Below are 26,416 nucleotides of genomic sequence, written 5' to 3'. Positions count from 1 at the left end.
CGAGGCCATTATGAAATTACTTATTCTTGGCAACCATACCTGCGGCAACCGTGGCGACAGCGCCATCCTGCGCGGTTTACTGGATGCAATTAACACCCTTAAGCCTGAGACAGAAGTGGATGTGATGAGCCGTTATCCGGTCAGCTCATCCTGGTTACTGAACCGCCCGGTGATGGGCGACCCGCTCTACAGCCAGATGAAACAGCACAACAACGCCGCGGGCGTGATGGGGCGAGTGAAGAAAGTGCTGCGTCGCCGCTACCAGCATCAGGTGCTGCTTTCTCGCGTGACCGACACCGGCAAGCTGCGCAACATCGCCATCGCGCAGGGTTTTACCGATTTTGTTCGTCTGCTGTCCGGCTATGACGCCATTATTCAGGTGGGCGGTTCATTCTTCGTCGATCTCTACGGCGTGCCACAGTTTGAGCATGCACTCTGCACCTTCATGGCGAAAAAACCGCTGTTTATGATCGGCCACAGCGTCGGGCCATTCCAGGATCCGCAGTTTAACCAGCTGGCGAACTATGTCTTCGGCCACTGCGACGCGCTGATCCTGCGTGAATCGGTCAGCCTCGACATGATGAAACGCAGTGAAATCGACACCACCAAAGTGGAGCACGGTGTGGACACCGCCTGGCTGGTGGATCATCAGGATGACAGTTTCCAGGCCAGCTACGCGGTACAGCACTGGCTGGACGTGGCGGCAAAGCAGAAAACCGTCGCCATTACCCTGCGTGAACTTGCTCCGTTCGATAAACGCCTCGGCACGACCCAGGCGGCGTACGAGAAAGCCTTTGCCGACGTGGTGAACCGCGTGCTGGACAGCGGTTACCAGGTGCTGGCGCTTTCCACCTGTACCGGTATCGACAGCTACAACAAAGATGACCGTATGGTGGCGCTCAACCTGCGCAACCTGGTGAACGACCCGTCCCGCTATCACGTGGTGATGGACGAGCTGAACGACCTTGAGATGGGCAAGCTGCTCTCCGCCTGTGACCTGACCGTGGGCACGCGTCTGCACTCGGCCATTATCTCGATGAACTTCGGCACGCCAGCCATCGCCATTAACTACGAACACAAGTCCGCGGGCATTATGCAGCAGCTCGGTATGCCGGAAATGGCCGTCGATATTCGTCATCTGCTGGACGGATCTCTGGGGGCGATGGTGGGCGACACGCTCGGCCAGCTGCCTGCGATCAACGAACGTCTGGCGGTGGCGGTAAAAGCCGAACGCGAAAAAGGTATTGGCATGGTGAAATCCGTACTCGACCGCGTCCGGGAGGGGAAATGAAGGTTGGTTTCTTCTTACTGAAATTTCCGCTGTCGTCTGAAACCTTTGTGCTGAACCAAATCACCGCGTTTATCGATATGGGGTATGACGTGGAGATTATCGCCCTGCAAAAGGGCGATACGCAAAATACCCATGCGGCGTATACCCGGTATGGGCTGGAGGCGAAAACCCGCTGGTTGCAGGATGAACCCACCGGACGAATGAACAAACTGCGCCATCGCGCCAGCCAGACGCTGCGCGGCCTTCATCGCGCCTCGACGTGGCGGGCGCTGAATATGTCGCGCTATGGGGCGGAGGCCCGCAACCTGATCCTTTCCGCCATTTGCGGGCAAACGGCCCAGCCGTACCGGGCCGATGTCTTTATCGCCCACTTTGGCCCGGCGGGCGTCACTGCGGCAAAACTGCGTGAGCTGGGGGTGATTGACGGCAAAATCGCAACCATTTTCCACGGTATCGACATCTCCAGCCGGGAAGTACTGAACCACTACACGCCGGAATATCAGCAGCTGTTTCGCCGCGGCGACATGATGCTGCCGATAAGCAACCTGTGGGCCGGACGCCTGAAAACCATGGGGTGCCCGAGCGAGAAAATCACCGTTTCACGCATGGGCGTGGACATGGAACGCTTCACCCAGCGACCGGTCAAGGTGCCGGGCAAGCCGCTGCAAATTATCTCTGTTGCCCGCCTGACCGAAAAGAAAGGGCTACACGTAGCCATCGAAGCCTGTCGTCAGCTGAAGGCGCGCGGAGTGGACTTCCACTACCGCATCCTGGGTATCGGGCCGTGGGAGCGTCGCCTGCGCACGCTGATTGAACAGTATCAGCTGGAAGACGTGGTCGAGATGCCGGGCTTCAAGCCGAGCCACGAAGTGAAAGCCATGCTTGATGACGCGGATGTGTTCCTGCTGCCTTCCGTAACCGGCGCCGACGGCGATATGGAAGGTATTCCCGTGGCGCTGATGGAGGCGATGGCGGTCGGCATTCCGGTGGTCTCGACCCTGCACAGCGGGATCCCGGAGCTGATCACCTCTGAGCATTCCGGCTGGCTGGTCCCTGAAAACAATGCGCTGGCGCTGGCGGATCGTCTGGCCGCGTTCAGCGATATCGATCAGCAGACGCTGATCCCTGTGCTGCAAAATGCGCGGCAAAAAGTTGAAGCAGAATTCAATCAGCAGGTGATTAATCGCCAGTTAGCGAGCCTGCTGCAAACGCTGTAACGCTGAGGTTGTATGCTGAAAAAGATTACCCGACGCCGATTTGTCTCTTCTTTATCCGTCCTGGCTGCCATGCCACTGCTGTCGCCCCGCGCTGTGCGGGCGGCAACCGGGAAGACGGTTTCTGTCGATCGCTACAACAATAACGACTGGATCGCCGCCTTTAAGCAGGCATTTACCGAGGGCGATACCGTTGTTGTTCCCGCCGGGTTAACGTGTGAAAACATCAATACCGGCATTTTCATTCCTGATGGCAAAACCCTGCTGATCCGCGGTGCGCTGAAGGGCAACGGCCGCGGGCGGTTTGTGCTCCAGGAAGGCTGTAAGGTCATTGGGGAAGGAGAGGGGCGCACGCATAACATTACGCTGGACGTGCGTGGCTCCGACTGTGTCATTAAAGGGCTGGCGATGAGCGGCTTCGGCCCCGTCACCCAGATCTACATCGGCGGTAAAAAGCCGAGAGTGATGCGTAACCTGCTTATCGATCGCATTGCCGTGAGCCAGGCCAACTACGCCATTCTGCGCCAGGGTTTTCATAATCAGGTGGACGGTGCGCGCATAACCAACAGTAAATTCAGCCATTTGCAGGGTGACGCGATTGAGTGGAACGTGGCGATTAACGACCGCAATATCCTGATCTCTGACCACGTGATCGATAACATCAACTGCACAAACGGCAAGATCAACTGGGGGATAGGCATTGGGCTGGCTGGCAGCACGTACGACAATGACTATCCGGAACAGCAGACCGTTAAAAACTTCGTGGTGGCAAATATCACCGGCAGCAACTGTCGGCAGTTGGTCCATGTTGAAAACGGTAAACACTTTGTGATCCGTAATATCAAGGCCAGCAATATTACTCCCGACTTCAGTAAAAAGGCCGGAATTGATAACGCGACGGTAGCTATTTATGGCTGTGATAATTTCGTTATTGATAATATCGATATGGTGAACAGCGCCGGAATGTTAATCGGGTATGGCGTGATCAAGGGCGATTATCTGTCGATACCGCAAAACTTCAAACTTAACGATATTCGCCTGGATAACCGACAGCTTGCCTATAAGCTGCGCGGGATACAGATTTCTTCCGGCAATGCCACCTCGTTTGTTGCCATCACCAACGTCAACATGCAGCGGGCAACGCTTGAGCTGCACAACAAGCCACAGCACCTTTTCTTGCGTAATATCAACGTGATGCAGGAGTCAGCGACGGGACCAGCGCTTAAGATGAACTTCGACTTGCGCAAAGACGTGCGTGGGAAGTTTATGGCCAAAAACGAGACGCTGTTGTCGCTCGCGAACATAAAAGCGGTTAATGAAAAGGGGCAGAGTTCGGTGGATATTGATCGGGTCGATCAACACGTGGTGAATACGGAACGGTTGAATTTTGCGCTGCCGCACAGGTAATCCTACAGCCTATTTTGCGACTATTCCTGGTACGGAATCGCGATCTATTCAGATTACAACTACTGTAATTTGTGGTGGGGTGACCTAGGATTACTTCATATTTACGGCAAAACATGCTGGCGAAAACAGGTTTAAAAGCTATAATTCGTCAACCATTTTAAGGTGGAAGAAATAATGATTAATTTGAAAGCAGTCATACCGGTAGCGGGTTTGGGCATGCATATGTTGCCCGCCACAAAGGCCATTCCTAAAGAGATGCTGCCGATCGTTGACAAGCCGATGATTCAGTACATCGTCGACGAGATTGTTGCTGCGGGGATCAAAGAAATCGTTCTGGTGACGCACTCTTCGAAGAATGCCGTTGAGAACCACTTCGACACCTCTTATGAACTCGAAGCGCTGCTTGAGCAGCGCGTTAAGCGCCAGCTTCTGGCAGAAGTTCAGTCTATCTGTCCTCCTGGCGTGACCATCATGAACGTGCGTCAGGCGCAGCCGCTGGGCCTGGGCCACTCGATCCTGTGCGCGCGCCCGGTGGTGGGTGATAACCCGTTCATCGTCGTTCTGCCCGATATCATTATTGATACCGCCTCTGCCGATCCGCTGCGTTATAACCTGGCGGCAATGGTCGCGCGCTTCAACGAAACGGGCCGTAGCCAGGTGCTGGCGAAACGTATGAAGGGCGATCTCTCTGAGTACTCGGTTATTCAGACTAAAGAGCCGCTGGAGACGGAAGGGCAGGTGAGCCGGATTGTTGAGTTTATCGAGAAACCCGATCAGCCGCAGACCCTGGACTCCGACCTGATGGCGGTCGGTCGTTATGTGCTGAATGCGGATATCTGGGCTGAGCTGGAAAAAACCGAGCCTGGCGCCTGGGACCGTATCCAGCTGACCGATGCGATTGCTGAGCTGGCGAAGAAGCAGTCCGTTGATGCCATGCTGATGACCGGCGACAGCTATGACTGCGGTAAGAAAATGGGGTATATGCAGGCCTTTGTGAACTATGGCCTGCGTAACCTGAAGGAAGGGGCGAAGTTCAGAAGCCGGATTGAGAAGCTGCTGGCTAACGACTGATTTTATCTTTCTTGATTTGCGCAAGCGGCAGTCATCATTTGGGTATGTTGAAACATAACCAAAATGGTAGCTGCCGTTTTTTGTTATTAATTCTAATGATAACATGGATTTATCTGATTTAAATCTGGCCAGATTGGTAACGATTTGTGCTTGTTTCTAAGGTCATTTAGGACGACAATTAACGGCAGTTTTTGCAGTTGTCCAGCGCCAGTAGAGTTCGGTGTCGGACTTCAACAAATGGAACATTTCACCCTCGTTCAGTGCACTGGTAGCTGTTAAGCCAGGGGCGGTAGCGTGGGTAAAACCCATGCAGGGCTGGGTTACAATCTCTTCAATTGTAGCATTCAATAAGTTGATATTTTCTGGTGAAAAACATGTTTGATAATAAAACGATTCTGGTAACTGGCGGCACAGGTTCATTTGGCAATAAGTTCGTTCGCATGACGCTTGAAAAATATAATCCTAAAAAAATTATCATTTACTCGCGTGATGAAATGAAACAGTGGGAAATGGCAAAGCATTTCAAAGATGAAAGTCGCATCCGCTTTTTCATCGGTGATGTGCGCGATAAAGATCGTTTGTACCGCGCGTTAGATGGGGTTGATTTCGTGGTGCATGCAGCAGCAACAAAAATCGTTCCTACCGCAGAATACAACCCGTTTGAGTGTGTAAAAACCAACATCAATGGTGCGATGAATGTTATTGATGCATGTATTGATAAAGGTATTGAGCGTGTCGTTGCACTGTCTACTGACAAAGCAAGTAGCCCAGCAAACCTGTATGGTGCAACTAAACTGGCCTCCGATAAATTGTTTGTGGCAGGTAATTCCTACTCCGGTGCAACCAAGACTCGCTTCGCCGTTGTGCGTTATGGGAACGTCATGGGATCCCGTGGTTCAGTAATTCCATTCTTCCTGTCTATCAAAGACAAGGGCGAACTGCCAATTACCGATGACCGCATGACTCGTTTCATGATTACCCTGGAACAGGGTGTGGAACTGGTTTGGCACGCCTTCAATGACATGGAAGGTGGCGAAATCTATGTTAAAAAAATCCCATCAATGAAAGTAACTGATGTTGCAACGGCTGTTGCTCCTGACGCAACTCAGAAAGTGATCGGTATTCGTCCGGGTGAAAAATTGCATGAACAAATGATCAGTGCTGAAGATGCGCATTACACCTATGAATACCCTGAACACTTCAAAATCCTTCCTGCAATCCATAACTGGTGCGATTCTCCTGAACGTATAAAAGATGGTAAACGTGTACAAGAAGGGTTCGTTTACGAAAGCGACAGCAATACCGAGTGGATGAGCATTGAAGAACTGCGTCAATGGATTGATGATAATCGTGAAAAAGTAGGCAATATCTAATGAAATTTATCCCCTACGGACGGCAGGATATCTCAGAAGAAGATATCAGTGCAGTGGTGGACGTACTCAAGTCTGATTTCTTGACTCAGGGGCCATGTGTTCCACAGTTCGAGCAGGCCATTGCTGACTATGTTGGCGTTAAACACGCTGTTGCGGTTAATAGCGCAACGTCTGCACTTCATATTGCATGCTTAGCGCTGGGGTTGAAAAAAGGCGACTGGCTTTGGACTTCGCCTAATACCTTTGTGGCTTCGGCAAACTGTGCGCTTTATTGTGATGCCAATGTAAGCTTTGTTGATATTGATCCGCAAACTTACAACATGAGTGTTTCCGCTCTGGAAGCTAAACTCATTGCGGCTAAAGCAGAAGGCAAATTGCCTAAAATCGTGGTGCCAGTAGCGTTCGCGGGTCAATCATGTGATATGGAAGCGATCCATAAACTGTCTAAAGAGTATGGGTTCGCCATTATCGAAGATGCGTCGCATGCGATCGGTGGTAATTATCAGGGAGCTAAAATTGGCAACTCGCGTTTTGCCGACATTACCATTTTGAGCTTCCACCCGGTTAAGATCATCACAACTGCTGAAGGTGGTATGGCGCTGACAAACAACGATGCGCTGGCCGAGAGTATGCAACTTTTCCGCAGCCACGGGATTACCCGCGACAACGAGAAAATGACCAAACTATCGGAAGGTGGTTGGTACTATCAGCAGGTAGATCTCGGACTAAACTATCGCATGACCGAACTACAGGCTGCACTAGGTGTGAGTCAGTTAAAACGTATTGACGGTTTTGTGGCTCGACGTCATGAACTGGCAAAACGTTATCACGCGGCTTTTGACGGTGTTCCTGTTTCAATACCGCAGCAGTCAGAGAGTGGATACAGTGCTTTGCATCTTTACCCACTGACGGTGAACGATCCGGCGCAACGTAAACCACTGTTTGATTATCTGCGTGATAAAGGCATTGGGGTTAACGTCCACTATATCCCCGTTCATACTCAGCCTTATTATGAGCAGTTAGGTCATAAATCTGGTGATTATCCCGTCGCTGAAGACTATTACTCTCGCGCGCTAAGTATCCCTATGTACTCAACGCTGACAGATGAAGAGCAAGACTACGTTATTCAGTGCATTCGGGAGTTTTTTTAAATGAATGTGGCAATCATTCCTGCGCGTGGTGGCAGTAAGCGTATTCCACGAAAAAACATTAAAAAATTTTGTGGGAAACCAATGATTGCCTGGTCCATTGAAGCCGCTCAAAAGAGCGGCGTCTTTGACCGAATCATTGTCTCAACAGATGATGCGGAGATAGCTGAAGTTGCGCGTCAATATGGTGCAGAAGTGCCATTTATGCGCCCGGAAGAACTCTCAAATGATTATGCAGGTACTATTCCTGTGATTCGCCACGCTACTGATTGGCTCATTAGTCACGACTGCGTGGTTGATTATGTTTGCTGTATTTATGCTACAGCTCCTTTTATCCGCGCTGAAGATATTATTCAGGGATTAGGAACTCTCCAAAGCCAGCAAGGCGATTATGCTTTCACAGTTTCAAGGTTTCCTTATCCCATTCAACGAGCACTTAAAGTCAGTGATGAACAGCGTATAAGTATGTTTTCACCTGAGATGTTCCATGTCCGGTCACAGGATCTTGAAGAGTCGTGGCACGATGCCGGGCAATTTTATTGGGGGACATCCTCAGCCTGGTTGAACGAAAAGCCGATTTTTAGCGCAGATTCCTACTCGATTGAACTTCCGCGTGAACGTGTCCAGGATATTGATACTCCAGAAGACTGGCGCGTAGCTGAGTGGTTGTTTAAAGCCATGGAGTTTAAAAATGAACGTGTTTCTTCGGGCTGATTCATCGCTATCGATCGGTTCTGGTCATATTATCCGTTGTCTAAATCTTGCGAAAGTCTTAGAAAAAGCAGGAGCTCGTTGTTCATTTATATCAAAAGACCACCCTGGTAATATTCTGGATAAAATAAAACAGGAAGGTTTTCCTGTCGAAGTTATCGCAGCTGCCGATAAATCGAGTACTTACATCAGCGATGAAAAATCATGGCTTAATGGAAGTCAATACGATGATGCTGAGAAATTTATCGATTTAATAGTAGAAAACTGTTCTGATCCAGACATCATCATTGTCGATCACTATTCTCTTGATTACGAATGGGAAGCGATTGTGAAAGCACGTTTTCCTGATTCACATTTAGTGGTGATCGATGATCTCTGCAACCGGCCGCATTGTTGTGATTTACTGATTGATCAAACCTATATGCGCAGCGCCAGAGAATATGCCCAATTCAATAAAAGAGAAGGTAAAGTTCTCGCTGGCGCAAAATATGCGTTGCTAAACCCTGCATTTTCGCAATTAAGAAAACAATCAATTGTTCGTAAAGCCAACATTACTGCACCGAAAAAACTATTATTAACAATGGGTGGGGTGGATGCACATAATGTTGCTGGAAAAATGCTGGTATTCCTTGAGCAGTCAAACTTTAAAAACATAGAAAAAATCACTGTTGTATTGGGCTCTGCTTGTCCACACCGTTCTGAAATTATCTCTCTTGCGAATAAATCGAAATACGACGTCGACGTTCTCGTTAATGTGTCAAATATGGCAGAACTGATGCTGGAACACGATTTCGCAATCGGCGCTATGGGGGGAACGACGTGGGAACGATGTACTATGGGATTACCTGCGGTAAACGTAGTCATTGCGGATAATCAAAAAACCATCGCAAACAATCTGTCTAACGCTGGTGCGATTGTGCTATATGCGGATAATTTTAATGCTGCAGAGTTGAGCGAGGCTCTCAATCATTTGATCGCGCATTATCACGAGCAGCGCCTCCTTGCTATGAACATATGTGATGGACAGGGGCTTAACAGAGATATCCAGGAAATAGTAATAATGTCAGCCAAAGATGGCACTAATGTGACTCTGCGTCAGGCTACATTTGACGATATCGATTTTGTATATCAACTTCAATGTGAGCCGCAAACGCGCAAATATGCTCGTAATCCTGAAATTCCTGCATACGAGAATCACGTCGAATGGATGAAACGAAAGTTAAATGCCGACAATTCATTCTTTTACATTATTGAAAATGTAGGGGCATGTGGTGTCATTCGATTAGACCCTGTTGAGCATGCCTTTGCAAACTATGAAATATCGATTTTTCTGACATCTGCATGTCACGGTAAAGGCATTGCGAGTGCAGCTATCAAACGCGCCTTGATGTTGCATAAAGGTATAAGCATACTGGCAACGGTTTTACCAGAAAACCATACATCGCATCAGTTATTTGAGCGTATTGGATTTTATAAATTATCACCCTGCGAATATATCAGCGAGAAAAAATAATGAACGAATTTATTACCATTGATGGTCGTAAAATTGGTAAAGATCATCCTCCTTATATTATTGCTGAGCTTTCGGCGAACCATAATGGCGACATCAACCGTGCATTTAAGATTATGGAAGAAGCGAAAGCTGCAGGCGCAGATGCCATAAAATTACAAACATACCGTGCAGATACCATCACCATTGATTGTGATACTGAAGATTTTCAGATTCATGGCGGCCTATGGGATGGGCAAACGCTTTTTAATTTATACAAAGGGGCACAAATGCCCTGGGAATGGCATAAGCCTCTGTTTGACAAAGCTAAAGAACTCGGAATCACTATTTTCAGTAGTCCTTTCGATTATACAGCTGTAGATCTTCTGGAGGAACTCGGAGCCCCTGCCTATAAAATCGCTTCATTTGAAGCTATCGATCTGCCACTCATAAAATATGTTGCAAAAACAGGCAAGCCGATGATTATATCGACGGGAATGGCTGACGAGCAGGAGATTCAGGAGGCTATTACTGCAGCACGTGACGGTGGTTGTAAGGAACTTGTCGTTCTGCATTGCGTGAGTGGTTACCCGGCACCAGCAGAAGATTATAATCTGGCGACTATTCCAGATATGGCTGAGCGTTTTGGGGTCATTACTGGGCTGTCCGATCACACAATCGATAATACGACTGCAGTAGCATCAGTTGTCCTTGGTGCTAACGTTATTGAAAAACACGTTACACTGGATCGGAATGGTGGGGGGCCAGATGACAGTTTCTCGCTTGAACCTGCCGAGTTAATTGCCTTGTGTAGGGATGCAAAAATAGCGTGGAAAGCTTTAGGCTATGTAAATTATGAACGTAAAGAAAGTGAAAAAGGAAATGTTAAGTTCCGTCGTTCACTCTATATAGTTAAGGATGTCAAAAAAGGTGAAAAGCTAACGGCTGAAAACGTCAAAAGTATTCGTCCCGGATATGGGCTTGCGCCTAAAAATTATCATGATGTAATTGATAAATTTGCTACCCGGGATCTAAATAAAGGCACTCCACTTAAAAAAGAACATTTTAGTTAAAATATTAGCCAAGGAGGGCTAAGAGTTCTTAGGATTGTGTAATTTTGTTAAAAATAAAAGTTCCAACGTATTTATTTGATTTGTCATTAAGAATAGCTGCGCTTGGCGGCAAGTTTTTGTTAATGATGGCTATCGCTAGGTTCTTAACAGTTAAAGATGTCGGTGATTATGGATTATATGTCAGTATAATAGTTGTTTCACTTTATTTTGTTGGTTTGATTTCTTATATTTTTTCAACTCGAGAAATATTAGATCCTAAAGTAATTAAAAATATAGGTGAAATACTGTTTAATCAGTTTATTTTTTTTGCTTTTAGTTACTTATTGCTTGCTGCTATCTGGCCGGGGTTATTAACTTTATCCGCAATCACTGGAGTCGGTGGATTGTTGTTTGTCTTAACGATCACAGAACATCTTTCACAAGAGTGTTATCGCGTATTAATTATCAAAGAAGAATTACGATTGCTAATTTTATATTGTTTATTCGGTCAGGCATATGGTGTTATTTATGTGTGCCACTACTTTATTTTCATTTCATCAAATTAGAACAAATATTCTATATATGGTTAGTCTTTTCAGCAATATCCGTAGCTGTAGGAGTAATCTCTATTGTAAAATTCGAATCTGTTTCAATTTCTGATTTCAAGTTAGATGTCCAATGGTTAAAAAGAAGGGTAAGAAAACTTCATTCCTTTTTTTTCGGTACTCTATGTCTTCGAGTAATTAACTATTTAGATAAAGTCATTGCAGTTCACTTTATTAAGTCACCAAACTTAGGTGTATATGTCTTCTTTTTTGGAGTAGCGGCTGCCGTTCAAGCGATTATTGATGTATTGGTCGTGACAAGATACTACCCTTCACTTGTTAAAGCGATTCAAGCTAATAATTTAATCGAAGCAAAAAAAGCTTTTGTAAGATTCAAAAAAAGAAAATTTTCTTGTATAATTTTGGGCTTTACATACTATCTATTCCAGCCTGTTATTTAATGATCACATTAACAGGCAAAGTTGAATATGCTAATTATTTCCTGTGGTATATTTTAATAGTTATTGCAACATCAATTTTAAATGTGTCAATGCCTTATCACTATGTTTTATACTCCAAGAAGAAAGACACTTCAATTATCTGTATAAATGCGATTGCATTGCTATTATTTATAATTATTTCATTCTCCGGTGTTAAAATACTGCCTGATAGCGGTATGCTTGCGTATTAAATAGCCTTAATTGGTTCTAATCTATTTATCTTAATAATTAAGTATATTCTATTTGTGAAGGAGTTCAATGGTGAAGGGCGTCATCTTAATTAATAATGCAATTTTCTCCCCAGTATTTAAAAGGTTGGCGATTGAATTAATAAATAAAAATGTCGACATTACTATAATTACCGATAGCTATTTTTCCATTAGGAAATATAAACTTCATGAAGTGAAATGTGAAATTATTTGCTTCGAAGAATATACTAGAACAGGTAAAGATATTTCATTGCTAAGTCAGTATGATAAGTGGAATATACATTCTGATTATGATCGTGAGAACCATTTATCATTCAGTTTATTCTTCCGAGAGTAATTTTTGGGGGCGCGTTTCTAAGAATTTATATTGCTTTTTTGAAAGCATTTTCAGTAAACAAAGGTTTGACTTCGTTTTTTATGAAAATGTTTCAAATGGATTGGCATATACTGCGAATCAAGTTGCAGAAAAATACGGTGTGAAATATTTAGGCTTAACAGCGAGTCGTTTGCCAGGGCGATCCTTATTTTCATCTTTGGACGATCGCTTATCTAAAACAATATTAAAAACGATAGATACAATGCCTGAACTCAGCCAGGAGAAGCATGAAGAAATTAGTGAATATATTGCTAATATTCAGCATATCCAACCTGATTATATGAATAATAACGGGCTTTCTTCTGTTAATTTTGTGAGCAAAATTTTAAAGAAACGGGATTTTACTTTTATTACTGAAACTATAAGGCAAACCATTGTCGGTAAAAATGCTTGTTTGAAGTAGGAAACCCATTGCTGAAAAGTTTTCACATGAATTATAGAGAGGTAAAACGTTGGTTTTGCGTGAAAAGGATAAAAGATTTCTTCGATGTAATATTTTACATCGCAACCCTTTTATCTATATCCATTGCATTACCATCCCGAATCATCCACATCTATTCTTGCAAAATTTTACGATGAATATAACCTCATCCGCAATTTAACTTTCAGTTTACCACATGGGACATTTTTGGTTGTAAAAGATCATATTTCCGCGACTGGATATGAAGGTATTGAGTTCTATAAAAAAAAACCGAACTTCCTAACGTTAAACTTGCTAATCCGAAACTGAATTCTAAAGAATTAATAAATAAATCATTAGGTGTATTCACATTAACCAGTACGGTGGGTTATGAGGCTGTACTGATGAATAAACCAGTTGCCGTTTTCGGTGATCTTTATATGAGACATCCTCTTGTGCATCAGTGTAAAGGCTACGGTGATATCGTAAATGCTGTTAAACATATTGATGACAATCAGTCTGCAAATTATAATGAATACAACATTCGATTTGTCGGTGCTTATGACTCTCTTTGTTTTCCACTAACGATAAATTACACGAATTATCCAGGTGCTGAATTTGTTGAAAAAGTCAGCTCACAAATAATTCGCGCATTATAAAGGACCACTAAATGCTAATGTTGTGCTGGATATCTGTTTTCTTAAACAAGCTATATCTTTCATGGTTCGTATATACTTAATCTGATTGTCGTACTAGGTTATATAATTGTACTTTTTTACCTGTTAATTAAAAAAGAAGATTTCTTTATAATTGGCAGCTTCTTTTTATGGTCTATTTTAACAACAGCGATTAGTGGCTTGATTCTTGAAACCGGTGTTTTACGTACTCGGAGAAATATCTACGGTAATGGTGCAACGGCTATAAATGTTAGTTTGGCAGTAATAACCTTTTTGATTGCATCCAATTTTTTTATTTTCGTGAACGAGCGTATAGTTGTTAATTTAAATACCTCATTTGTAGTGAATGCTATTATAGAAAGGATATATCCAGTCTTAGTTCTTTTTGCTACCCTAGTCGTGATATTTTTCTTTATTAAATTTGGCAGGCCAAGCGACTACGGCCAGGACAGGTTTTACTACTGGAATAATGTTGCTCCATCTTGGGTATAATGTGCGATTGTTTGTGGAACAATCAGTATTTATTCTTGGCTGGATATATGCCAAAACTAAAAGTAAATTTACCCTTGGAATATTCCTTTTTGGCGTCATTTCGCAAGTTCTTGTTGGCGAAAAATTCACGGGAATTTTCCAAATGCTTCTTTTCTTCAGTGTATGTTTTCTCATTGCATCGAACAAAAAAATTAGCAAAAAATTATTTTCATTAAGAAGTATATTGTTATTTTCAGTCTTAGGTATTGCTTTTGTTACTTTAGTTTGGACTAGCTATTTCTCTCTTTCTGGAGATAGTTCGCTCGCATTTGAATCCCTGAAAACGCGTATTGCAGCGCAAAGTCAGCTTTGGTGGTCTCTAACAAATACTGCGAACTCAGCTGAAGTTGATGTGTCGAATATTTTTGGTAATTTTTTTGGCATCGGAGTTCAACCTGAAAATACGGGAATGTCATATCTCATGGGCTGGTTATGCCTCAACAATTATTCAATGTTTATCAAGAGGCAGGAATTGCTCTGACTATGGCATTCCCTGCAAATGTATTGCTGTTCTTTGGTCCAGTTTTGGCACTACTAGTATGTGCGATATTGGCGTTTTTCCTATCATTGGCCTTTTGGTTTACAGCATATACTTTAAGGAATAAAGACTATATCTTGCTGTTTATAGCAATGAAAGTTTTCAACATCGCTATTCAGTTCATATTGATGGGCAGGGTATACCTTTTGTTTTTGAATGGAAAATTATTCTTTTACTGCTGCCTTTAGTATTTGCCTTGGTTGCACATTCAAAAAATAGGGTTTCTAGAACCAATGTTTAATGTTTCTTTTATCATACCCGTCTATAATGTATCTGCTTATCTTAAAGATTTTTTTTCACCTTTCAAATTATGTACATTACCTTGTGAAATAATTTTCATTGATGATGGTTCGACTGATACGTCAGCTGAGATACTTAAGCAGTTTGCATTAGCTGATCCAAGAGTGATAGTTTTACATAAAGAAAATGGTGGAGTATCCACTGCAAGAAATTATGGTATTAGTCATGCTTCTGGTAAGTTTATTTCATGTCTAGACCCAGATGATTTGCTCTCACCCGCTTTTTTTAAATACTTAGAAGAATCCATTAAGAAGTTTAATGACGTTGATACAATTATTTACCGCTATGAGAAATTCCAAGATGGTATAGAACCTGAAATTTTAAATGCTGCTTCGATTTTTCTTCATTGGAACTTGTACCAAAAAAAGTGCTCTCTACAATCCATAATTATCCTTGGGTGAGAGTTGTTCGGCGAGAATTTTTTAATAATAATCTTTTTCCTGAGGGGATTATTTATGAGGATTCGGTAACGGTACCTTTGCTTAACGCTAGGACTGAAAATGTTTTAAAAATCAATGAAGTGCTTTACTATTACCGTGTAAGAAAAGATTCGTTGACGAATTATAATGTTCTAAGGAACATGGAATTAGTTACTGCACTTTCGCTTCTTGAAGAAAGGGTCAAGAAAATCAAAGAATATCGACCGCACCTATATTCTTGCGTTGCTCATTTATCAAGAAGTGCTTTGATTACGCTATACAAAACCTCCAAAACAAATAGTTCTTCGCATATGTTAAGGGAGAATCAAAAAATTATTTATACAAAATTCAATCAATATCCCCTTTCTTTAATATTACAATGCGATGCTAACCTACCAGATAAGATTTGCTTTGCACTATTGAAAATGAATAAGGTCGGTTTTTTCTGTTTCAAGATACTATACAACCGTATTAGTAAATAAAACGGCAATTGCATTGTCGTGCCTGATAATGATTATGTTAAAGGTAATAAATGAAAGTATTTGTGGTTTCTCATAAACCTTATGAATTTCCAACCACTCGAGAATATGTACCTCTTAAAGTTGGCATGTTAAGTGATGAAATATCTTCGAGTTACGAGCAAGACTGTGCTGGCGACAACATCGCCCATCTAAATTCATCATTCTGCGAACTCACCGCAGCCTATTGGATATGGAAGAACTCTCAGGAAGACATTGTCGGTCTCGCGCACTACCGTCAATATTTTGCATCATCAACTAGTAACCTGATGGTTAAGGAAGCGTATCGCCTCTCCTGAAGAGATGATGAATCTTCTGGAGAATGCTGATATTCTGGTTGCTAAACCACGTAATTATTATATTACAAGCATTAAAAGCCATTATATACATGCTCATCATGAATCGGACTACACTCAACTGCGAGATGAAATAGCGCGACAACAACCTGATTATCTCTCAGATTTTGATGATGTTATGGGGGGCACTAAGATCAGCCTGTACAATATGTTTGTCTGTAAAAAAGCATTGATAGATGAATATTTTGCCTGGCTCTTCCCACTATCTGTTGCGTCTGAACAAAAAATTGCTTATCAGAATTATGATGCGTACCAAAAACGCGTCTTTGGGTTTATGGCAGAAAGACTTTTCAATGTGTGGCTTCATCATCAGCGCAATCGACTGAGGATTAAATATATGCCGGTGGTCAATATTGATGGTGAGAACCTCCTTCTGAAGGGGATTGGATTATTAAAACGACATTTTTGGGGAACAAAATGACAGTCGCTATTGTTGGTGCAGGTATCTCTGGGGCCGTTATCGCCAGGCTGTTAGCTGAGCAAGGATATTATCCGTTGTTTTTGATAAGCGCTCGCATATTGCAGGAAACTGCCATTCTGAACGTGATCCGCAGACTAATGTCATGCTGCACGTCTATGGTCCGCATATCTTCCACACCAGATGATAAAGAAGTCTGGGACTTCGTAAATGCTTATTCAGAATTTATGCCTTACACAAACCGCGTAAAGGCTGTTTACAAGGGCAATGTCTATCTGCTGCCTGTTAACCTGCACACCATTAACCAGTTTTTCAATAAAACGCTACGTCCTGACGAAGCTCGGGCGTTTATTGAATCAAAAGCGGATAAATCAATTGTCGATCCGCAAAACTTCGAAGAACAAGCAATCAGCATGATTGGCCGTGAGCTCTACGAGGCGTTTTTCAAGGGATACACGCGCAAGCAATGGGGCGTTGAACCAACGGAATTGCCTGCCAGTATTTTGAAGCGTTTGCCGCTGCGCTTCAATTACAACGACAATTACTTTAATCATCAGTATCAGGGCATGCCTAAAGAAGGCTATACCGAGATGGTCGCAAAAATTCTCGACCATAAGCTGATTGAGGTCAGAACGGATACTGAGTTTTCTGCGGCAGAAAGCACTGCGTATGAACATGTGTTCTGGTCAGGAGCCCTGGATGGATACTTTAACTTCAGCGAAGGGCGGCTTGGCTATCGCACATTGGACTTTGAAAAATTCTCCGCAGAAGGCGACTATCAGGGTACAGCAGTGATCAACGATCGTGAAGAAGACGTACCTTATACTCGTATCACCGAGCATAAGCATTTTTCACCTTGGGAATCACACGAAAATACTACCTGCTATCGTGAGTTTAGCCGTTTTTGTACCGAAAACGATGTGCCTTATTACCCGATTCGTATGGTAAAAGAGAAAGAGTTATTAAACCGCTATCTTGACAAGGCCATGGCACTCCGTAATACAACTTTTGTTGGCCGTCTCGGTACCTATCGCTATCTTGATATGGATGTCACTATCCGCGAAGCTATTGATGTGGCAAAGAAGTCTGAATGCCAAAAAAATCAGGAGCCGATGCCTGTATTTAATAGAACCGCGATAAAGTCAGGTGTGGTCATGGATACGGATAATTTTTTGAATAAATATAACCCGTTGCTATGCAAATTTTTCTGGCGGCCTCGGATTTTATATTTTTTAACGTTTCACTCGCACTCTCAATTGGTTGTGTGTATTGGATTTTTAACGATCTCTATCGTTTTATTCCTGATAACCAACTTGAGATGCGTATCATTTCCCACATTATATTAAGTATAATTTGTGTGGGATGGTTCTGGGTTCGGTTGCGGCATTATTCCTATCGAAAACCATTTTGGTTTGAATTAAAGGAAATTATCCGTACTATTGTTATTTTTGCTGTCTTTGACCTGGCGCTTGTTGCCTTTTCTAAATGGCAGTTCTCACGATATGTGTGGGTTTTTTGCTGGACCTTTGCGTTAATCCTGCTTCCATTCTTTAGAGCCATGACGAAGCATCTTCTTAATCGTCTTGGTATCTGGAAGAAAAAAACCATCATCATGGGAAGCGGAAGCAATGCTGTTGAGGCTTACTTCGCGTTGCAGAGCGAAGAAATGCTCGGTTTCGATGTCGTGGCCTTCTATGATGAAGAGTCTTCGGAATCGATGCTCCAGGGACTGCCTGTTTTGCGTGACCCCGAAATTCTTTGGCAGATGAAGAAAACAGGGGACATTCATTTCATTGTCGCATTTGAAATGGAAAACAGCGATAAGACCCTAAACTGGTTGCGAGAACTGTCAAAGAAAGACTGTCGTTCCGTTACGGTGATACCTTCTTTACGAGGTTTACCGCTATATAACACCGATATGTCATTTATCTTTAGTCACGAAGTTATGCTTCTTCGAATCCATAATAATCTGGCGAAGAGGACGTCTCGTTTCCTGAAACGTACTTTCGATATTGTTTGTTCGTCACTTATCATCTTGGTTGCGTCACCTTTGCTTATTTATCTCTGGTATAAAGTGACACGTGATGGTGGCCCGGCAATCTATGGACATATGCGCGTCGGGCGACATGGTAAGCTTTTCCCATGTTATAAATTTCGCTCTATGGTCCTGAATTCTCAAGAGGTTTTGCAAAAGCTTCTTGATTCGGATCCGGCGGCCCGTGAAGAGTGGGATCGTGATTTCAAGCTAAAAAATGACCCTAGGATCACTTCGGTAGGTCGGTTTATTCGGAAAACTAGCCTTGATGAACTGCCTCAGTTATTCAACGTCCTTAAAGGGCAAATGAGTCTGGTTGGGCCGCGTCCTATTATTTCTGAAGAACTGCCTCGATATGATGATAATGTCGATTACTACCTGATGGCGAAACCTGGCATGACAGGTTTATGGCAGGTGAGTGGCCGTAATGATGTTGATTACGATACGCGGGTCTACTTTGACTCCTGGTATGTAAAAAACTGGTCGCTCTGGAATGATATCGCAATTCTGTTCAAAACTGTGAAGGTCGTTCTTCATCGTGATGGGGCATATTAATGCACCAATACGCGGGTTTTATATGGTTTAAGACCATTCTAAATAAGACATCTATTGCTACCTTCTGGACTCTAACCTGAGTTAACATGTTCTTCACTTTACCCGCCGGCTCCTTTACGGCGGGGTATCCACACCTGACAGGAGTATGTAATGTCCAAGCAACAGATCGGCGTTGTCGGTATGGCAGTGATGGGGCGCAACCTGGCGCTCAACATCGAAAGCCGTGGTTATACCGTCTCCGTTTTCAACCGCTCCCGTGATAAGACCGAAGAAGTCATCGCTGAGAATCCAGGCAAAAAACTGGTTCCTTTCTATACGGTTAAAGAGTTCGTTGAGTCTCTGGAAACACCTCGTCGTATCCTGTTAATGGTGAAAGCGGGCGCAGGTACCGATGCAGCTATCGATTCACTGAAACCGTATCTGGATAAAGGCGATATCATTATCGATGGCGGCAACACTTTCTTCCACGACACCATTCGTCGTAACCGTGAACTGTCTGCTGAAGGCTTCAACTTCATTGGTACCGGCGTATCCGGCGGTGAAGAGGGCGCTCTGAAAGGTCCATCCATCATGCCTGGCGGTCAGAAAGAAGCGTACGAACTGGTCGCGCCTATCCTGACAAAAATCGCAGCCGTAGCTGAAGACGGCGAGCCGTGCGTGACCTATATCGGTCCTGATGGCGCTGGTCATTACGTGAAAATGGTTCACAACGGCATTGAATATGGCGACATGCAGCTGATTGCTGAAGCCTACTCTCTGCTGAAGGGCGGCCTGAACCTCTCTAACGAGGAGCTCGCAGAGACCTTCACCGAGTGGAACAAAGGCGAGCTGAACAGCTACCTGATCGACATCACCAAAGATATCTTCACCAAGAAAGATGAAGAGGGTAAATACCTGGTTGATGTGATTCTGGATGAAGCTGCGAACAAAGGTACCGGTAAATGGACCAGCCAGAGCTCTCTGGATCTGGGTGAGCCATTGTCCCTGATCACCGAATCCGTATTTGCACGTTATATCTCTTCTCTGAAAGAACAGCGCGTAGCAGCATCTAAAGTGCTGTCTGGTCCGCAGGCTAAACCCGCTGGTGATAAAGCGGAGTTCGTTGAGAAAGTCCGTCGCGCGCTGTATCTAGGTAAAATCGTCTCTTACGCGCAGGGCTTCTCTCAGCTGCGCGCGGCATCTGACGAGAATAACTGGGATCTGAACTACGGTGAGATTGCGAAGATCTTCCGTGCCGGCTGTATCATTCGCGCTCAGTTCCTGCAAAAAATCACCGATGCCTATGCTGAGAATCCGGGTATCGCGAACCTTCTGCTGGCGCCGTACTTCAAACAAATTGCTGACGAATATCAGCAGGCGCTGCGTGATGTTGTTGCTTACGCGGTGCAGAATGGTATCCCGGTTCCGACCTTCTCCGCTGCGGTGGCATATTATGACAGTTATCGTGCTGCCGTTCTGCCAGCGAACCTGATTCAGGCACAGCGTGACTACTTCGGTGCGCATACCTATAAGCGTACGGATAAAGAAGGTGTGTTCCACACCGAATGGCTGGATTAATATACGGTTAGCCATGCCATCAAGCCCGGTAGCGATACCGGGCTTTTTTATCTTGCCCGATCCACCTACTGTTTAATGGAATAGATTGCGTGAAAATTCTAGTTACTGGCGGTGCCGGTTTTATCGGTTCCGCGGTTATCCGACATATTATTAGCAATACTCGGGATAGCGTTGTTAACGTTGATAAATTGACCTATGCCGGTAATCTGGAATCCTTGCGTGAAGTATGCGATAGCGAGCGCTATGTTTTTGAGCATGCCGATATATGTGATAAAGAGGCAATGGCGCGTATTTTTGCTACCCATCAGCCTGATGCGGTAATGCATCTGGCTGCCGAGAGCCATGTTGATCGTTCTATTACCGGTCCCGCTGCGTTTATTGAAACCAATATTGTTGGCACGTATATTCTGTTAGAAACAAGTCGTGCTTACTGGTCTTCACTGGATGAGGCAGCAAAATCCGCCTTCCGTTTCCATCACATTTCAACTGATGAGGTTTATGGCGATCTGCCTCATCCCGATGAACATTATGACTCCACCCCATTACCGCTGTTTACCGAGAAAACAGCGTACCAGCCAAGTAGCCCTTACTCAGCGTCAAAAGCGTCCAGCGACCATTTAGTTCGTGCCTGGATACGCACCTATGGTTTACCTGGGATTGTGACAAATTGTTCGAATAATTATGGCCCATACCACTTTCCTGAAAAGTTGATTCCTCTTGTTATCCTCAATGCGCTGGATAATAAACCATTGCCGATTTACGGAAAGGGCGATCAGATCCGTGACTGGTTATACGTTGAAGATCATGCTCGTGCACTGTATACGGTTCTGACCAGGGGTAAGCCGGGCGAAACCTATAATATTGGCGGCCATAACGAGAAGAAAAATATTGAAGTCGTTCAGACCATTTGTGATCTGCTCGATGACATGGTACCGAAAGAAACATCCTATCGCGCACAAATTACTTATGTCGCGGACCGACCAGGTCACGACAGACGTTATGCAATTGATGCTCATAAAATTAGCGACGAGCTCGGATGGTCTCCCCTGGAAACCTTTGAAAGCGGCATCCGTAAAACGGTTGAATGGTATTTGAATAACCAGGAATGGGTATCGAATGTGAAAAGCGGTGCCTATAAGAGCTGGATTGAGCAGAATTATGGGGAGCGTAAGTAAATGACGAAACGTAAAGGGATTATATTAGCTGGCGGATCGGGTACACGTCTTTATCCCGTGACAATGGCCGTAAGTAAGCAATTGTTGCCAATTTACGATAAGCCAATGATCTATTATCCGCTCTCTACGCTTATGCTGGCAGGTATACGGGATATTCTGATTATCAGCACGCCTCAGGACACTCCCCGTTTTGAACAACTGCTCGGGAACGGTAGCCAGTGGGGATTGCATATCCAGTACAAAGTGCAACCAAGTCCTGATGGACTGGCACAAGCTTTTATTCTGGGTGAAGAGTTTATCGGTGAGGATAATTGTGCGCTGGTATTAGGCGATAATATTTTCTACGGACACGATCTCCCCAGACTGCTTGAAGGCGCAGCAAGCCAGCAAGAGGGTGCGACCGTATTCGCCTATCATGTCAGCGACCCGGAACGCTATGGCGTCGTTGAGTTTGATAAAGACGGTACTGCAATTGGCCTTGAGGAGAAGCCTCAGCAACCCAAGAGTAATTACGCAATAACCGGTCTTTATTTTTACGACAACGATGTGATTGAGATGGCCAAAAGCTTAACGCCGTCCGAGCGAGGTGAACTCGAAATTACCGACATCAACCGCATCTATATGCAGCAGGGACGATTGTCTGTCGCGATGATGAGACGCGGTTATGCCTGGCTGGATACCGGAACGCATCAGAGTATGATCGAGGCAAGCAATTTTATCGCCACAATTGAAGAGCGACAGGGGCTAAAAGTTTCATGTCCTGAAGAGATTGCGTTCCGACGAGGTTTTATTGATGCCGAACAACTTCGGGTACTCGCTGAACCATTGAAAAAGACCGGGTATGGTCAGTATCTGCTGAATCTGACCAAGGGATTAGTCTGATTTGGATCCCTCTGTCATTTATCATTTTTAAGTGTCGCTAATTATTTTAGGCTGCATTAATGCTGGGCAGAAGGCACTTTACATTGCATTTTGAAGGTTTCGGATTCTAGATTTAGTCACTGGTCAGACAAGGCATGAACCTTGACAGCGAATTGGTATTAGCGATAAAAAACCACCAGTTAACTATTGTGGTGGGCTTCTGGATGCCACCCGAAACTCATACTGAAGAAGTCAAGTAAATGAAAATAACTATCTCCGGAACAGGCTATGTTGGTCTCTCAAACGGTATTCTGATTGCACAAAACCATGAAGTGGTTGCGCTGGACATCGTGCAGGCCAAAGTGGATATGCTCAATCAGAAGAAGTCGCCGATTGTTGATAAAGAGATTCAGGATTACCTTTCTAATAAGTCGCTGAACTTCCGAGCCACCACGGACAAAGAAGATGCTTACCGCGATGCGGATTTCGTCATCATTGCCACCCCAACCGACTACGATCCTAAAACCAACTACTTCAATACCTCAACCGTTGAAGCGGTGATCAAAGACGTTACGGCAATCAACCCGAACGCAGTGATGATCATCAAGTCGACAATTCCAGTGGGTTTCACCAAATCGATTAAAGAAGAGTTGGGTATTGATAATGTCTTCTTCTCGCCGGAATTCCTCCGCGAGGGCAGGGCGTTATACGATAACCTGCACCCATCCCGTATCGTGATTGGCGAGCGTTCCGAGCGCGCAGAGCGTTTTGCTGCGTTGCTTCAGGAAGGCGCAATCAAAAAAGATATTCCGGTCCTGTTCACCGATTCCACCGAGGCAGAGGCCATTAAGCTTTTCGCCAATACCTATCTGGCGATGCGTGTGGCTTACTTCAACGAACTTGACAGCTATGCCGAGAGCTTAGGTCTGAACACCCGTCAGATCATTGAGGGCGTGTGTCTTGATCCACGTATCGGTAACCATTACAACAACCCGTCCTTCGGTTACGGTGGCTACTGCCTGCCAAAAGATACCAAGCAGCTGCTGGCAAACTATCAGGCGGTGCCGAACAACCTGATTTCCGCCATTGTGGATGCCAACCGCACGCGTAAAGACTTCATCTCGGATTCCATTCTCGCGCGTCAGCCGAAAGTGGTGGGCGTGTATCGCCTGATCATGAAGAGCGGTTCCGATAACTTCCGCGCTTCTTCCATTCAGGGGATCATGAAGCGTATTAAGGCGAAGGGCGTGCAGGTCATTATTTATGAACCGGCGATGCAGGAAGATGAGTTCTTCCATTCGCGTGTGATCCGCGATCTGGATGCGTTTAAGAAAGAAGCGGATGTAATTATCTCCAACCGTATGGCGGAAGAGCTGGCGGACGTGAAAGATAAAGTCTATACCCGCGATTTGTTCGGCAGCGACTGATTAAAATCGTGATATAAAAAAACCCGGCAATCTGCCGGGTTTTTTGTTTTTAAACGTTATAGAAGTTGCGGTACCAGTCGACGAAGTTTTTCACGCCTTCTTTGACTGAGGTTTGTGGTTTAAACCCAATAACGTCATACAGCGCTTTGGTGTCCGCACTGGTCTCCAGCACGTCCCCCGGCTGGATCGGCATCATATTTTTCACCGCTTCCTTGCCCAGCGCCTCTTCAAGCGCGGTAATGTAATCCATCAGTTCGACAGGTGAACTGTTGCCGATGTTATACACGCGATACGGGGCAGAGCTGGTTGCTGGCGAACCGGTTTCAACCGTCCAGTCGGCATCGGCCTGAGGAATAACGTCCTGTAGGCGAATAATCGCCTCCGCAATATCATCGATATAGGTGAAGTCGCGCTTCATCTTGCCGTAGTTGTATACGTCGATGCTGTTGCCTTCAATCATGGCTTTGGTGAATTTGAACAGCGCCATGTCCGGTCGGCCCCATGGGCCATACACGGTAAAGAAGCGCAGGCCAGTGGTCGGCAGATTGTAAAGATGCGAATAGGTATGCGACATCAGCTCATTGGCTTTTTTGGTTGCGGCATACAGGGATACCGGATGGTCTACGGAGTCGTCAGTAGAAAACGGCATCTTACGGTTGAGGCCGTATACAGAGCTGGATGAAGCATACAGAAGATGCTGAACCTTGTTTTGGCGACAGCCTTCCAGCACGTTCAGGTGACCTACCAGGTTTGCATCAGCGTAGGCATGCGGGTTTTCCAGCGAGTAACGCACACCCGCCTGTGCGGCAAGATGGATCACGCGGTCAAATTTTTCATTGGCGAAGAGCGCAGCCATGCCCTCGCGGTCCGCTAAGTCCAGCTTGTGGAAGGTGAAACTCTCGGATTTGAGCAGTTCGAGGCGAGCGAGCTTGAGGTTAGGGTCATAGTAATCATTCAGATTATCAATCCCAACAACTTCATGCCCTGCATCAAGCAGGCGCTTGCTGACATGAGAACCGATAAAGCCCGCCGCGCCAGTTACCAGAAATTTCATAGCTTCCCTCATTCACAGTGTTCTTGTTGATGTCCCAGGACATCAGAATCCGTCTATGATAGCGCGTCGCACTTCACTTACATAACCCATCTTTCCGATATAACTCATCGGATTCTTATAGAAAAATCGCCAGCAACAGATACACTAAGGAAACAAGATTATTTTTGCCCTTTTTCATTTGTTAGGGATTGTATGACGCAAAACAACAATAACCTGGTCGCACGCAACAATGACCCGGAGCAAATTGATTTACTGGATTTAGCGCTACAGCTGTGGCGTGGTAAGTGGGTAATAGGGGCTTTTATTGCTGCTTTTATCGTTCTCGCGGCTGTATATCTTACAGCTGTAAAAGAAAAATGGACGTCATCCGCCATCATTGCTCAGCCTGATGCGGCACAGATCGCCACCTATTCCAATGCGTTGAATATCCTTTATGGTGGTGCAGCACCTTCAACGCTTGACATACAGAATCGTGCCATTGGACGTTTCAACTCTTCCTTCTCAGCATTAGCGCAGGCTCTTGAGAATCAGGATGCACCAGAGAAGCTGACTATTGAACCGACGGTTAAAGGACAATCTTTACCTTTAACAGTAAGCTATCAGAGTGATTCTGCTGAAGCAGCACAAAAGCAGTTGGCCCAATACATCCAGCAGGTCGACGAACAGACCGCAAAAGAATTAACGCTTGACCTCAGAGACAACCTCAAGCAGCAGATCACAACCCTGAACGACTCTCTTCTGAACCAGGAAAAAGTGGCTCAGGAACAAAAGGATCTGCGTATCAAGCAAATTTCTGAGGCGCTTAAGAACGCGGAAGCGGCGAAAATTAGCACACCGCAGCTCCAGCAAACGCAGGATGTTACTCAGGAAACCATGTTCCTGCTGGGCACCGTAGCGCTCAAATCAATGGTTGATAACGAGGCGTCCCGTCCATTGGTCTTCCCCACCTCTTACTATCAGACCAAAAAGAACTTACTGGACATTGAAAACCTCAATGTTAACCCAGACACAGTACACGTGTATCGTTACGTAATGAAACCAGATCTGCCAATCAAGCGTGACAGCCCTAAAAAGGCCATCACCCTCATCCTTGCCGTTCTCCTCGGCGGGATCATCGGTTCTGCTGTCGTCCTCGGCCGTAACGCGCTGAGAAACTACAAACCAAGATCCTGATTTACAGACAAAAAAAATGACCGGGTTTCCCCGGTC

Annotated in this window: 23 protein-coding genes and 3 pseudogenes; 25 read left to right on the top strand and 1 reads right to left on the bottom strand. The window is 45.0% G+C overall.

Annotation, left to right across the window (positions count from 1 at the left end):
• The first annotated feature begins 10 nt into the window (after positions 1-10).
• The 24 genes and pseudogenes from wcaK to ugd all read left to right on the top strand — a co-directional run bounded on the left by wcaK (position 11) and on the right by ugd (position 24,153).
• Positions 11-1,291, top strand: a complete 1,281-nt coding sequence (wcaK, locus tag ACQG0T_RS14670; protein ID WP_006811234.1) for a colanic acid biosynthesis pyruvyl transferase WcaK — start codon at positions 11-13, stop codon at positions 1,289-1,291.
• On the top strand, positions 1,288-2,508 hold the full coding sequence (gene wcaL, locus ACQG0T_RS14665; RefSeq protein WP_017383280.1) for a colanic acid biosynthesis glycosyltransferase WcaL: 1,221 nt from the start codon (positions 1,288-1,290) through the stop codon (positions 2,506-2,508). Before wcaK ends, wcaL begins: the two co-directional genes overlap by 4 nt.
• A 12-nt stretch (positions 2,509-2,520) precedes the next feature.
• Positions 2,521-3,912: a colanic acid biosynthesis protein WcaM gene (wcaM, locus tag ACQG0T_RS14660; protein ID WP_032654200.1), complete on the top strand. Its 1,392-nt coding sequence runs from the start codon at positions 2,521-2,523 to the stop codon at positions 3,910-3,912.
• Positions 3,913-4,086: 174 nt separating this feature from the next.
• The gene (gene galF / locus ACQG0T_RS14655) at positions 4,087-4,983 is read left to right on the top strand and encodes a GalU regulator GalF (protein WP_017383282.1); all 897 of its coding nucleotides are present in this window, start codon (positions 4,087-4,089) and stop codon (positions 4,981-4,983) included.
• Positions 4,984-5,357: 374 nt separating this feature from the next.
• A complete protein-coding gene (pseB, locus tag ACQG0T_RS14650; protein ID WP_252051187.1) occupies positions 5,358-6,356 on the top strand; it encodes a UDP-N-acetylglucosamine 4,6-dehydratase (inverting) in 999 nt (332 codons plus the stop codon).
• Positions 6,356-7,507 (top strand): UDP-4-amino-4,6-dideoxy-N-acetyl-beta-L-altrosamine transaminase, encoded by a 1,152-nt coding sequence (gene pseC, locus ACQG0T_RS14645; RefSeq protein ID WP_062934693.1) that lies wholly within the window; start codon positions 6,356-6,358, stop codon positions 7,505-7,507. Before pseB ends, pseC begins: the two co-directional genes overlap by 1 nt.
• The gene (gene pseF / locus ACQG0T_RS14640; RefSeq protein WP_252051185.1) at positions 7,508-8,218 is read left to right on the top strand and encodes a pseudaminic acid cytidylyltransferase; all 711 of its coding nucleotides are present in this window, start codon (positions 7,508-7,510) and stop codon (positions 8,216-8,218) included. It begins immediately after the preceding gene.
• The gene (gene pseG, locus ACQG0T_RS14635) at positions 8,196-9,728 is read left to right on the top strand and encodes a UDP-2,4-diacetamido-2,4,6-trideoxy-beta-L-altropyranose hydrolase (RefSeq protein ID WP_252051184.1); all 1,533 of its coding nucleotides are present in this window, start codon (positions 8,196-8,198) and stop codon (positions 9,726-9,728) included. The genes pseF and pseG overlap by 23 nt, the downstream gene beginning before the upstream one ends.
• Positions 9,728-10,777 (top strand): pseudaminic acid synthase, encoded by a 1,050-nt coding sequence (gene pseI, locus ACQG0T_RS14630; RefSeq protein ID WP_252051182.1) that lies wholly within the window; start codon positions 9,728-9,730, stop codon positions 10,775-10,777. The genes pseG and pseI overlap by 1 nt, the downstream gene beginning before the upstream one ends.
• A gap of 44 nt (positions 10,778-10,821) precedes the next feature.
• A complete protein-coding gene (locus ACQG0T_RS14625; RefSeq protein ID WP_426723819.1) occupies positions 10,822-11,322 on the top strand; it encodes a hypothetical protein in 501 nt (166 codons plus the stop codon).
• Positions 11,289-11,762, top strand: coding sequence for a hypothetical protein (locus ACQG0T_RS14620; RefSeq protein ID WP_426723818.1), 474 nt, complete (start codon positions 11,289-11,291; stop codon positions 11,760-11,762). Before ACQG0T_RS14625 ends, ACQG0T_RS14620 begins: the two co-directional genes overlap by 34 nt.
• A 538-nt stretch (positions 11,763-12,300) precedes the next feature.
• Positions 12,301-12,789, top strand: coding sequence for a hypothetical protein (locus ACQG0T_RS14615; RefSeq protein WP_426723817.1), 489 nt, complete (start codon positions 12,301-12,303; stop codon positions 12,787-12,789).
• A 305-nt stretch (positions 12,790-13,094) separates the two neighbouring features.
• Positions 13,095-13,445 (top strand): annotated as a pseudogene (locus ACQG0T_RS14610) (hypothetical protein); the annotation flags it as partial.
• Positions 13,446-13,968: 523 nt separating this feature from the next.
• Positions 13,969-14,475 carry a hypothetical protein gene (locus tag ACQG0T_RS14605; protein WP_426723816.1) on the top strand — a complete coding sequence of 169 codons (507 nt, stop codon included), beginning with the start codon at positions 13,969-13,971 and terminating at the stop codon, positions 14,473-14,475.
• Positions 14,427-14,720 (top strand): DUF6418 domain-containing protein, encoded by a 294-nt coding sequence (locus tag ACQG0T_RS14600; protein ID WP_426723815.1) that lies wholly within the window; start codon positions 14,427-14,429, stop codon positions 14,718-14,720. The genes ACQG0T_RS14605 and ACQG0T_RS14600 overlap by 49 nt, the downstream gene beginning before the upstream one ends.
• A 45-nt stretch (positions 14,721-14,765) precedes the next feature.
• On the top strand, positions 14,766-15,233 hold the full coding sequence (locus ACQG0T_RS14595) for a glycosyltransferase family 2 protein (protein WP_426723814.1): 468 nt from the start codon (positions 14,766-14,768) through the stop codon (positions 15,231-15,233).
• 550 nt (positions 15,234-15,783) lie between these two features.
• Entirely contained in the window at positions 15,784-16,068 is a 285-nt protein-coding gene (locus ACQG0T_RS14590) for a DUF4422 domain-containing protein (RefSeq protein WP_426723813.1), read from the top strand.
• Positions 16,069-16,072: 4 nt separating this feature from the next.
• Positions 16,073-16,546, top strand: coding sequence for a DUF4422 domain-containing protein (locus ACQG0T_RS14585; RefSeq protein ID WP_426723812.1), 474 nt, complete (start codon positions 16,073-16,075; stop codon positions 16,544-16,546).
• Positions 16,543-17,667: pseudogene (glf, locus tag ACQG0T_RS14580) on the top strand (UDP-galactopyranose mutase); the annotation flags it as partial. The gene ACQG0T_RS14585 and the pseudogene glf, both read left to right, overlap by 4 nt.
• A gap of 30 nt (positions 17,668-17,697) precedes the next feature.
• A pseudogene (locus ACQG0T_RS14575) lies at positions 17,698-19,133 on the top strand (undecaprenyl-phosphate galactose phosphotransferase).
• Positions 19,134-19,283: 150 nt separating this feature from the next.
• Positions 19,284-20,690 (top strand): NADP-dependent phosphogluconate dehydrogenase, encoded by a 1,407-nt coding sequence (gene gndA / locus ACQG0T_RS14570; protein WP_252051165.1) that lies wholly within the window; start codon positions 19,284-19,286, stop codon positions 20,688-20,690.
• An 89-nt stretch (positions 20,691-20,779) separates the two neighbouring features.
• Positions 20,780-21,865 (top strand): dTDP-glucose 4,6-dehydratase, encoded by a 1,086-nt coding sequence (gene rfbB / locus ACQG0T_RS14565; RefSeq protein ID WP_059295498.1) that lies wholly within the window; start codon positions 20,780-20,782, stop codon positions 21,863-21,865.
• Positions 21,866-22,747 carry a glucose-1-phosphate thymidylyltransferase RfbA gene (rfbA, locus tag ACQG0T_RS14560; RefSeq protein ID WP_017693099.1) on the top strand — a complete coding sequence of 294 codons (882 nt, stop codon included), beginning with the start codon at positions 21,866-21,868 and terminating at the stop codon, positions 22,745-22,747.
• Between the two features lie 239 nt (positions 22,748-22,986).
• Positions 22,987-24,153 (top strand): UDP-glucose 6-dehydrogenase, encoded by a 1,167-nt coding sequence (gene ugd / locus ACQG0T_RS14555; protein WP_045343191.1) that lies wholly within the window; start codon positions 22,987-22,989, stop codon positions 24,151-24,153.
• 49 nt (positions 24,154-24,202) lie between these two features.
• Here the strand turns inward: ugd and ACQG0T_RS14550 are convergent, their stop codons facing one another.
• A complete protein-coding gene (locus ACQG0T_RS14550) occupies positions 24,203-25,207 on the bottom strand; it encodes an NAD-dependent epimerase (protein ID WP_252051161.1) in 1,005 nt (334 codons plus the stop codon).
• Between the two features lie 192 nt (positions 25,208-25,399).
• On the opposite strand from ACQG0T_RS14550, the gene wzzB reads away from it, so the two are divergent.
• Positions 25,400-26,380: an LPS O-antigen chain length determinant protein WzzB gene (gene wzzB, locus ACQG0T_RS14545; RefSeq protein WP_252051159.1), complete on the top strand. Its 981-nt coding sequence runs from the start codon at positions 25,400-25,402 to the stop codon at positions 26,378-26,380.
• The last annotated feature ends 36 nt before the right edge of the window (positions 26,381-26,416 follow it).

Origin of the sequence: Enterobacter cloacae complex sp. 302F9, assembly GCF_050030335.1 — a bacterium.
In the GTDB taxonomy this organism is placed as follows: Bacteria; Pseudomonadota; Gammaproteobacteria; order Enterobacterales; family Enterobacteriaceae; genus Enterobacter; species Enterobacter hormaechei_C.
The sequence above is the reverse complement of the archived record's forward strand: the minus strand, read 5'-3'. Positions and strand labels throughout refer to the sequence as shown.

Bases quoted from the DNA above. Each gene is read 5' to 3' on its own strand.
- wcaK (WP_006811234.1), top strand. From the start codon at position 11: ATGAAATTACTTATTCTTGGCAACCATACCTGCGGCAACCGTGGCGAC.
- wcaL (WP_017383280.1), top strand. From the start codon at position 1,288: ATGAAGGTTGGTTTCTTCTTACTGAAATTTCCGCTGTCGTCTGAAACC.
- wcaM (WP_032654200.1), top strand. From the start codon at position 2,521: ATGCTGAAAAAGATTACCCGACGCCGATTTGTCTCTTCTTTATCCGTC.
- galF (WP_017383282.1), top strand. From the start codon at position 4,087: ATGATTAATTTGAAAGCAGTCATACCGGTAGCGGGTTTGGGCATGCAT.
- pseB (WP_252051187.1), top strand. From the start codon at position 5,358: ATGTTTGATAATAAAACGATTCTGGTAACTGGCGGCACAGGTTCATTT.
- pseC (WP_062934693.1), top strand. From the start codon at position 6,356: ATGAAATTTATCCCCTACGGACGGCAGGATATCTCAGAAGAAGATATC.
- pseF (WP_252051185.1), top strand. From the start codon at position 7,508: ATGAATGTGGCAATCATTCCTGCGCGTGGTGGCAGTAAGCGTATTCCA.
- pseG (WP_252051184.1), top strand. From the start codon at position 8,196: ATGAACGTGTTTCTTCGGGCTGATTCATCGCTATCGATCGGTTCTGGT.
- pseI (WP_252051182.1), top strand. From the start codon at position 9,728: ATGAACGAATTTATTACCATTGATGGTCGTAAAATTGGTAAAGATCAT.
- ACQG0T_RS14615 (WP_426723817.1), top strand. From the start codon at position 12,301: ATGATCGTGAGAACCATTTATCATTCAGTTTATTCTTCCGAGAGTAAT.
- ACQG0T_RS14600 (WP_426723815.1), top strand. From the start codon at position 14,427: ATGCCTCAACAATTATTCAATGTTTATCAAGAGGCAGGAATTGCTCTG.
- ACQG0T_RS14595 (WP_426723814.1), top strand. From the start codon at position 14,766: ATGTTTAATGTTTCTTTTATCATACCCGTCTATAATGTATCTGCTTAT.
- ACQG0T_RS14590 (WP_426723813.1), top strand. From the start codon at position 15,784: ATGAAAGTATTTGTGGTTTCTCATAAACCTTATGAATTTCCAACCACT.
- ACQG0T_RS14585 (WP_426723812.1), top strand. From the start codon at position 16,073: ATGATGAATCTTCTGGAGAATGCTGATATTCTGGTTGCTAAACCACGT.
- gndA (WP_252051165.1), top strand. From the start codon at position 19,284: ATGTCCAAGCAACAGATCGGCGTTGTCGGTATGGCAGTGATGGGGCGC.
- rfbA (WP_017693099.1), top strand. From the start codon at position 21,866: ATGACGAAACGTAAAGGGATTATATTAGCTGGCGGATCGGGTACACGT.
- ugd (WP_045343191.1), top strand. From the start codon at position 22,987: ATGAAAATAACTATCTCCGGAACAGGCTATGTTGGTCTCTCAAACGGT.
- ACQG0T_RS14550 (WP_252051161.1), bottom strand. From the start codon at position 25,207: ATGAAATTTCTGGTAACTGGCGCGGCGGGCTTTATCGGTTCTCATGTC.
- wzzB (WP_252051159.1), top strand. From the start codon at position 25,400: ATGACGCAAAACAACAATAACCTGGTCGCACGCAACAATGACCCGGAG.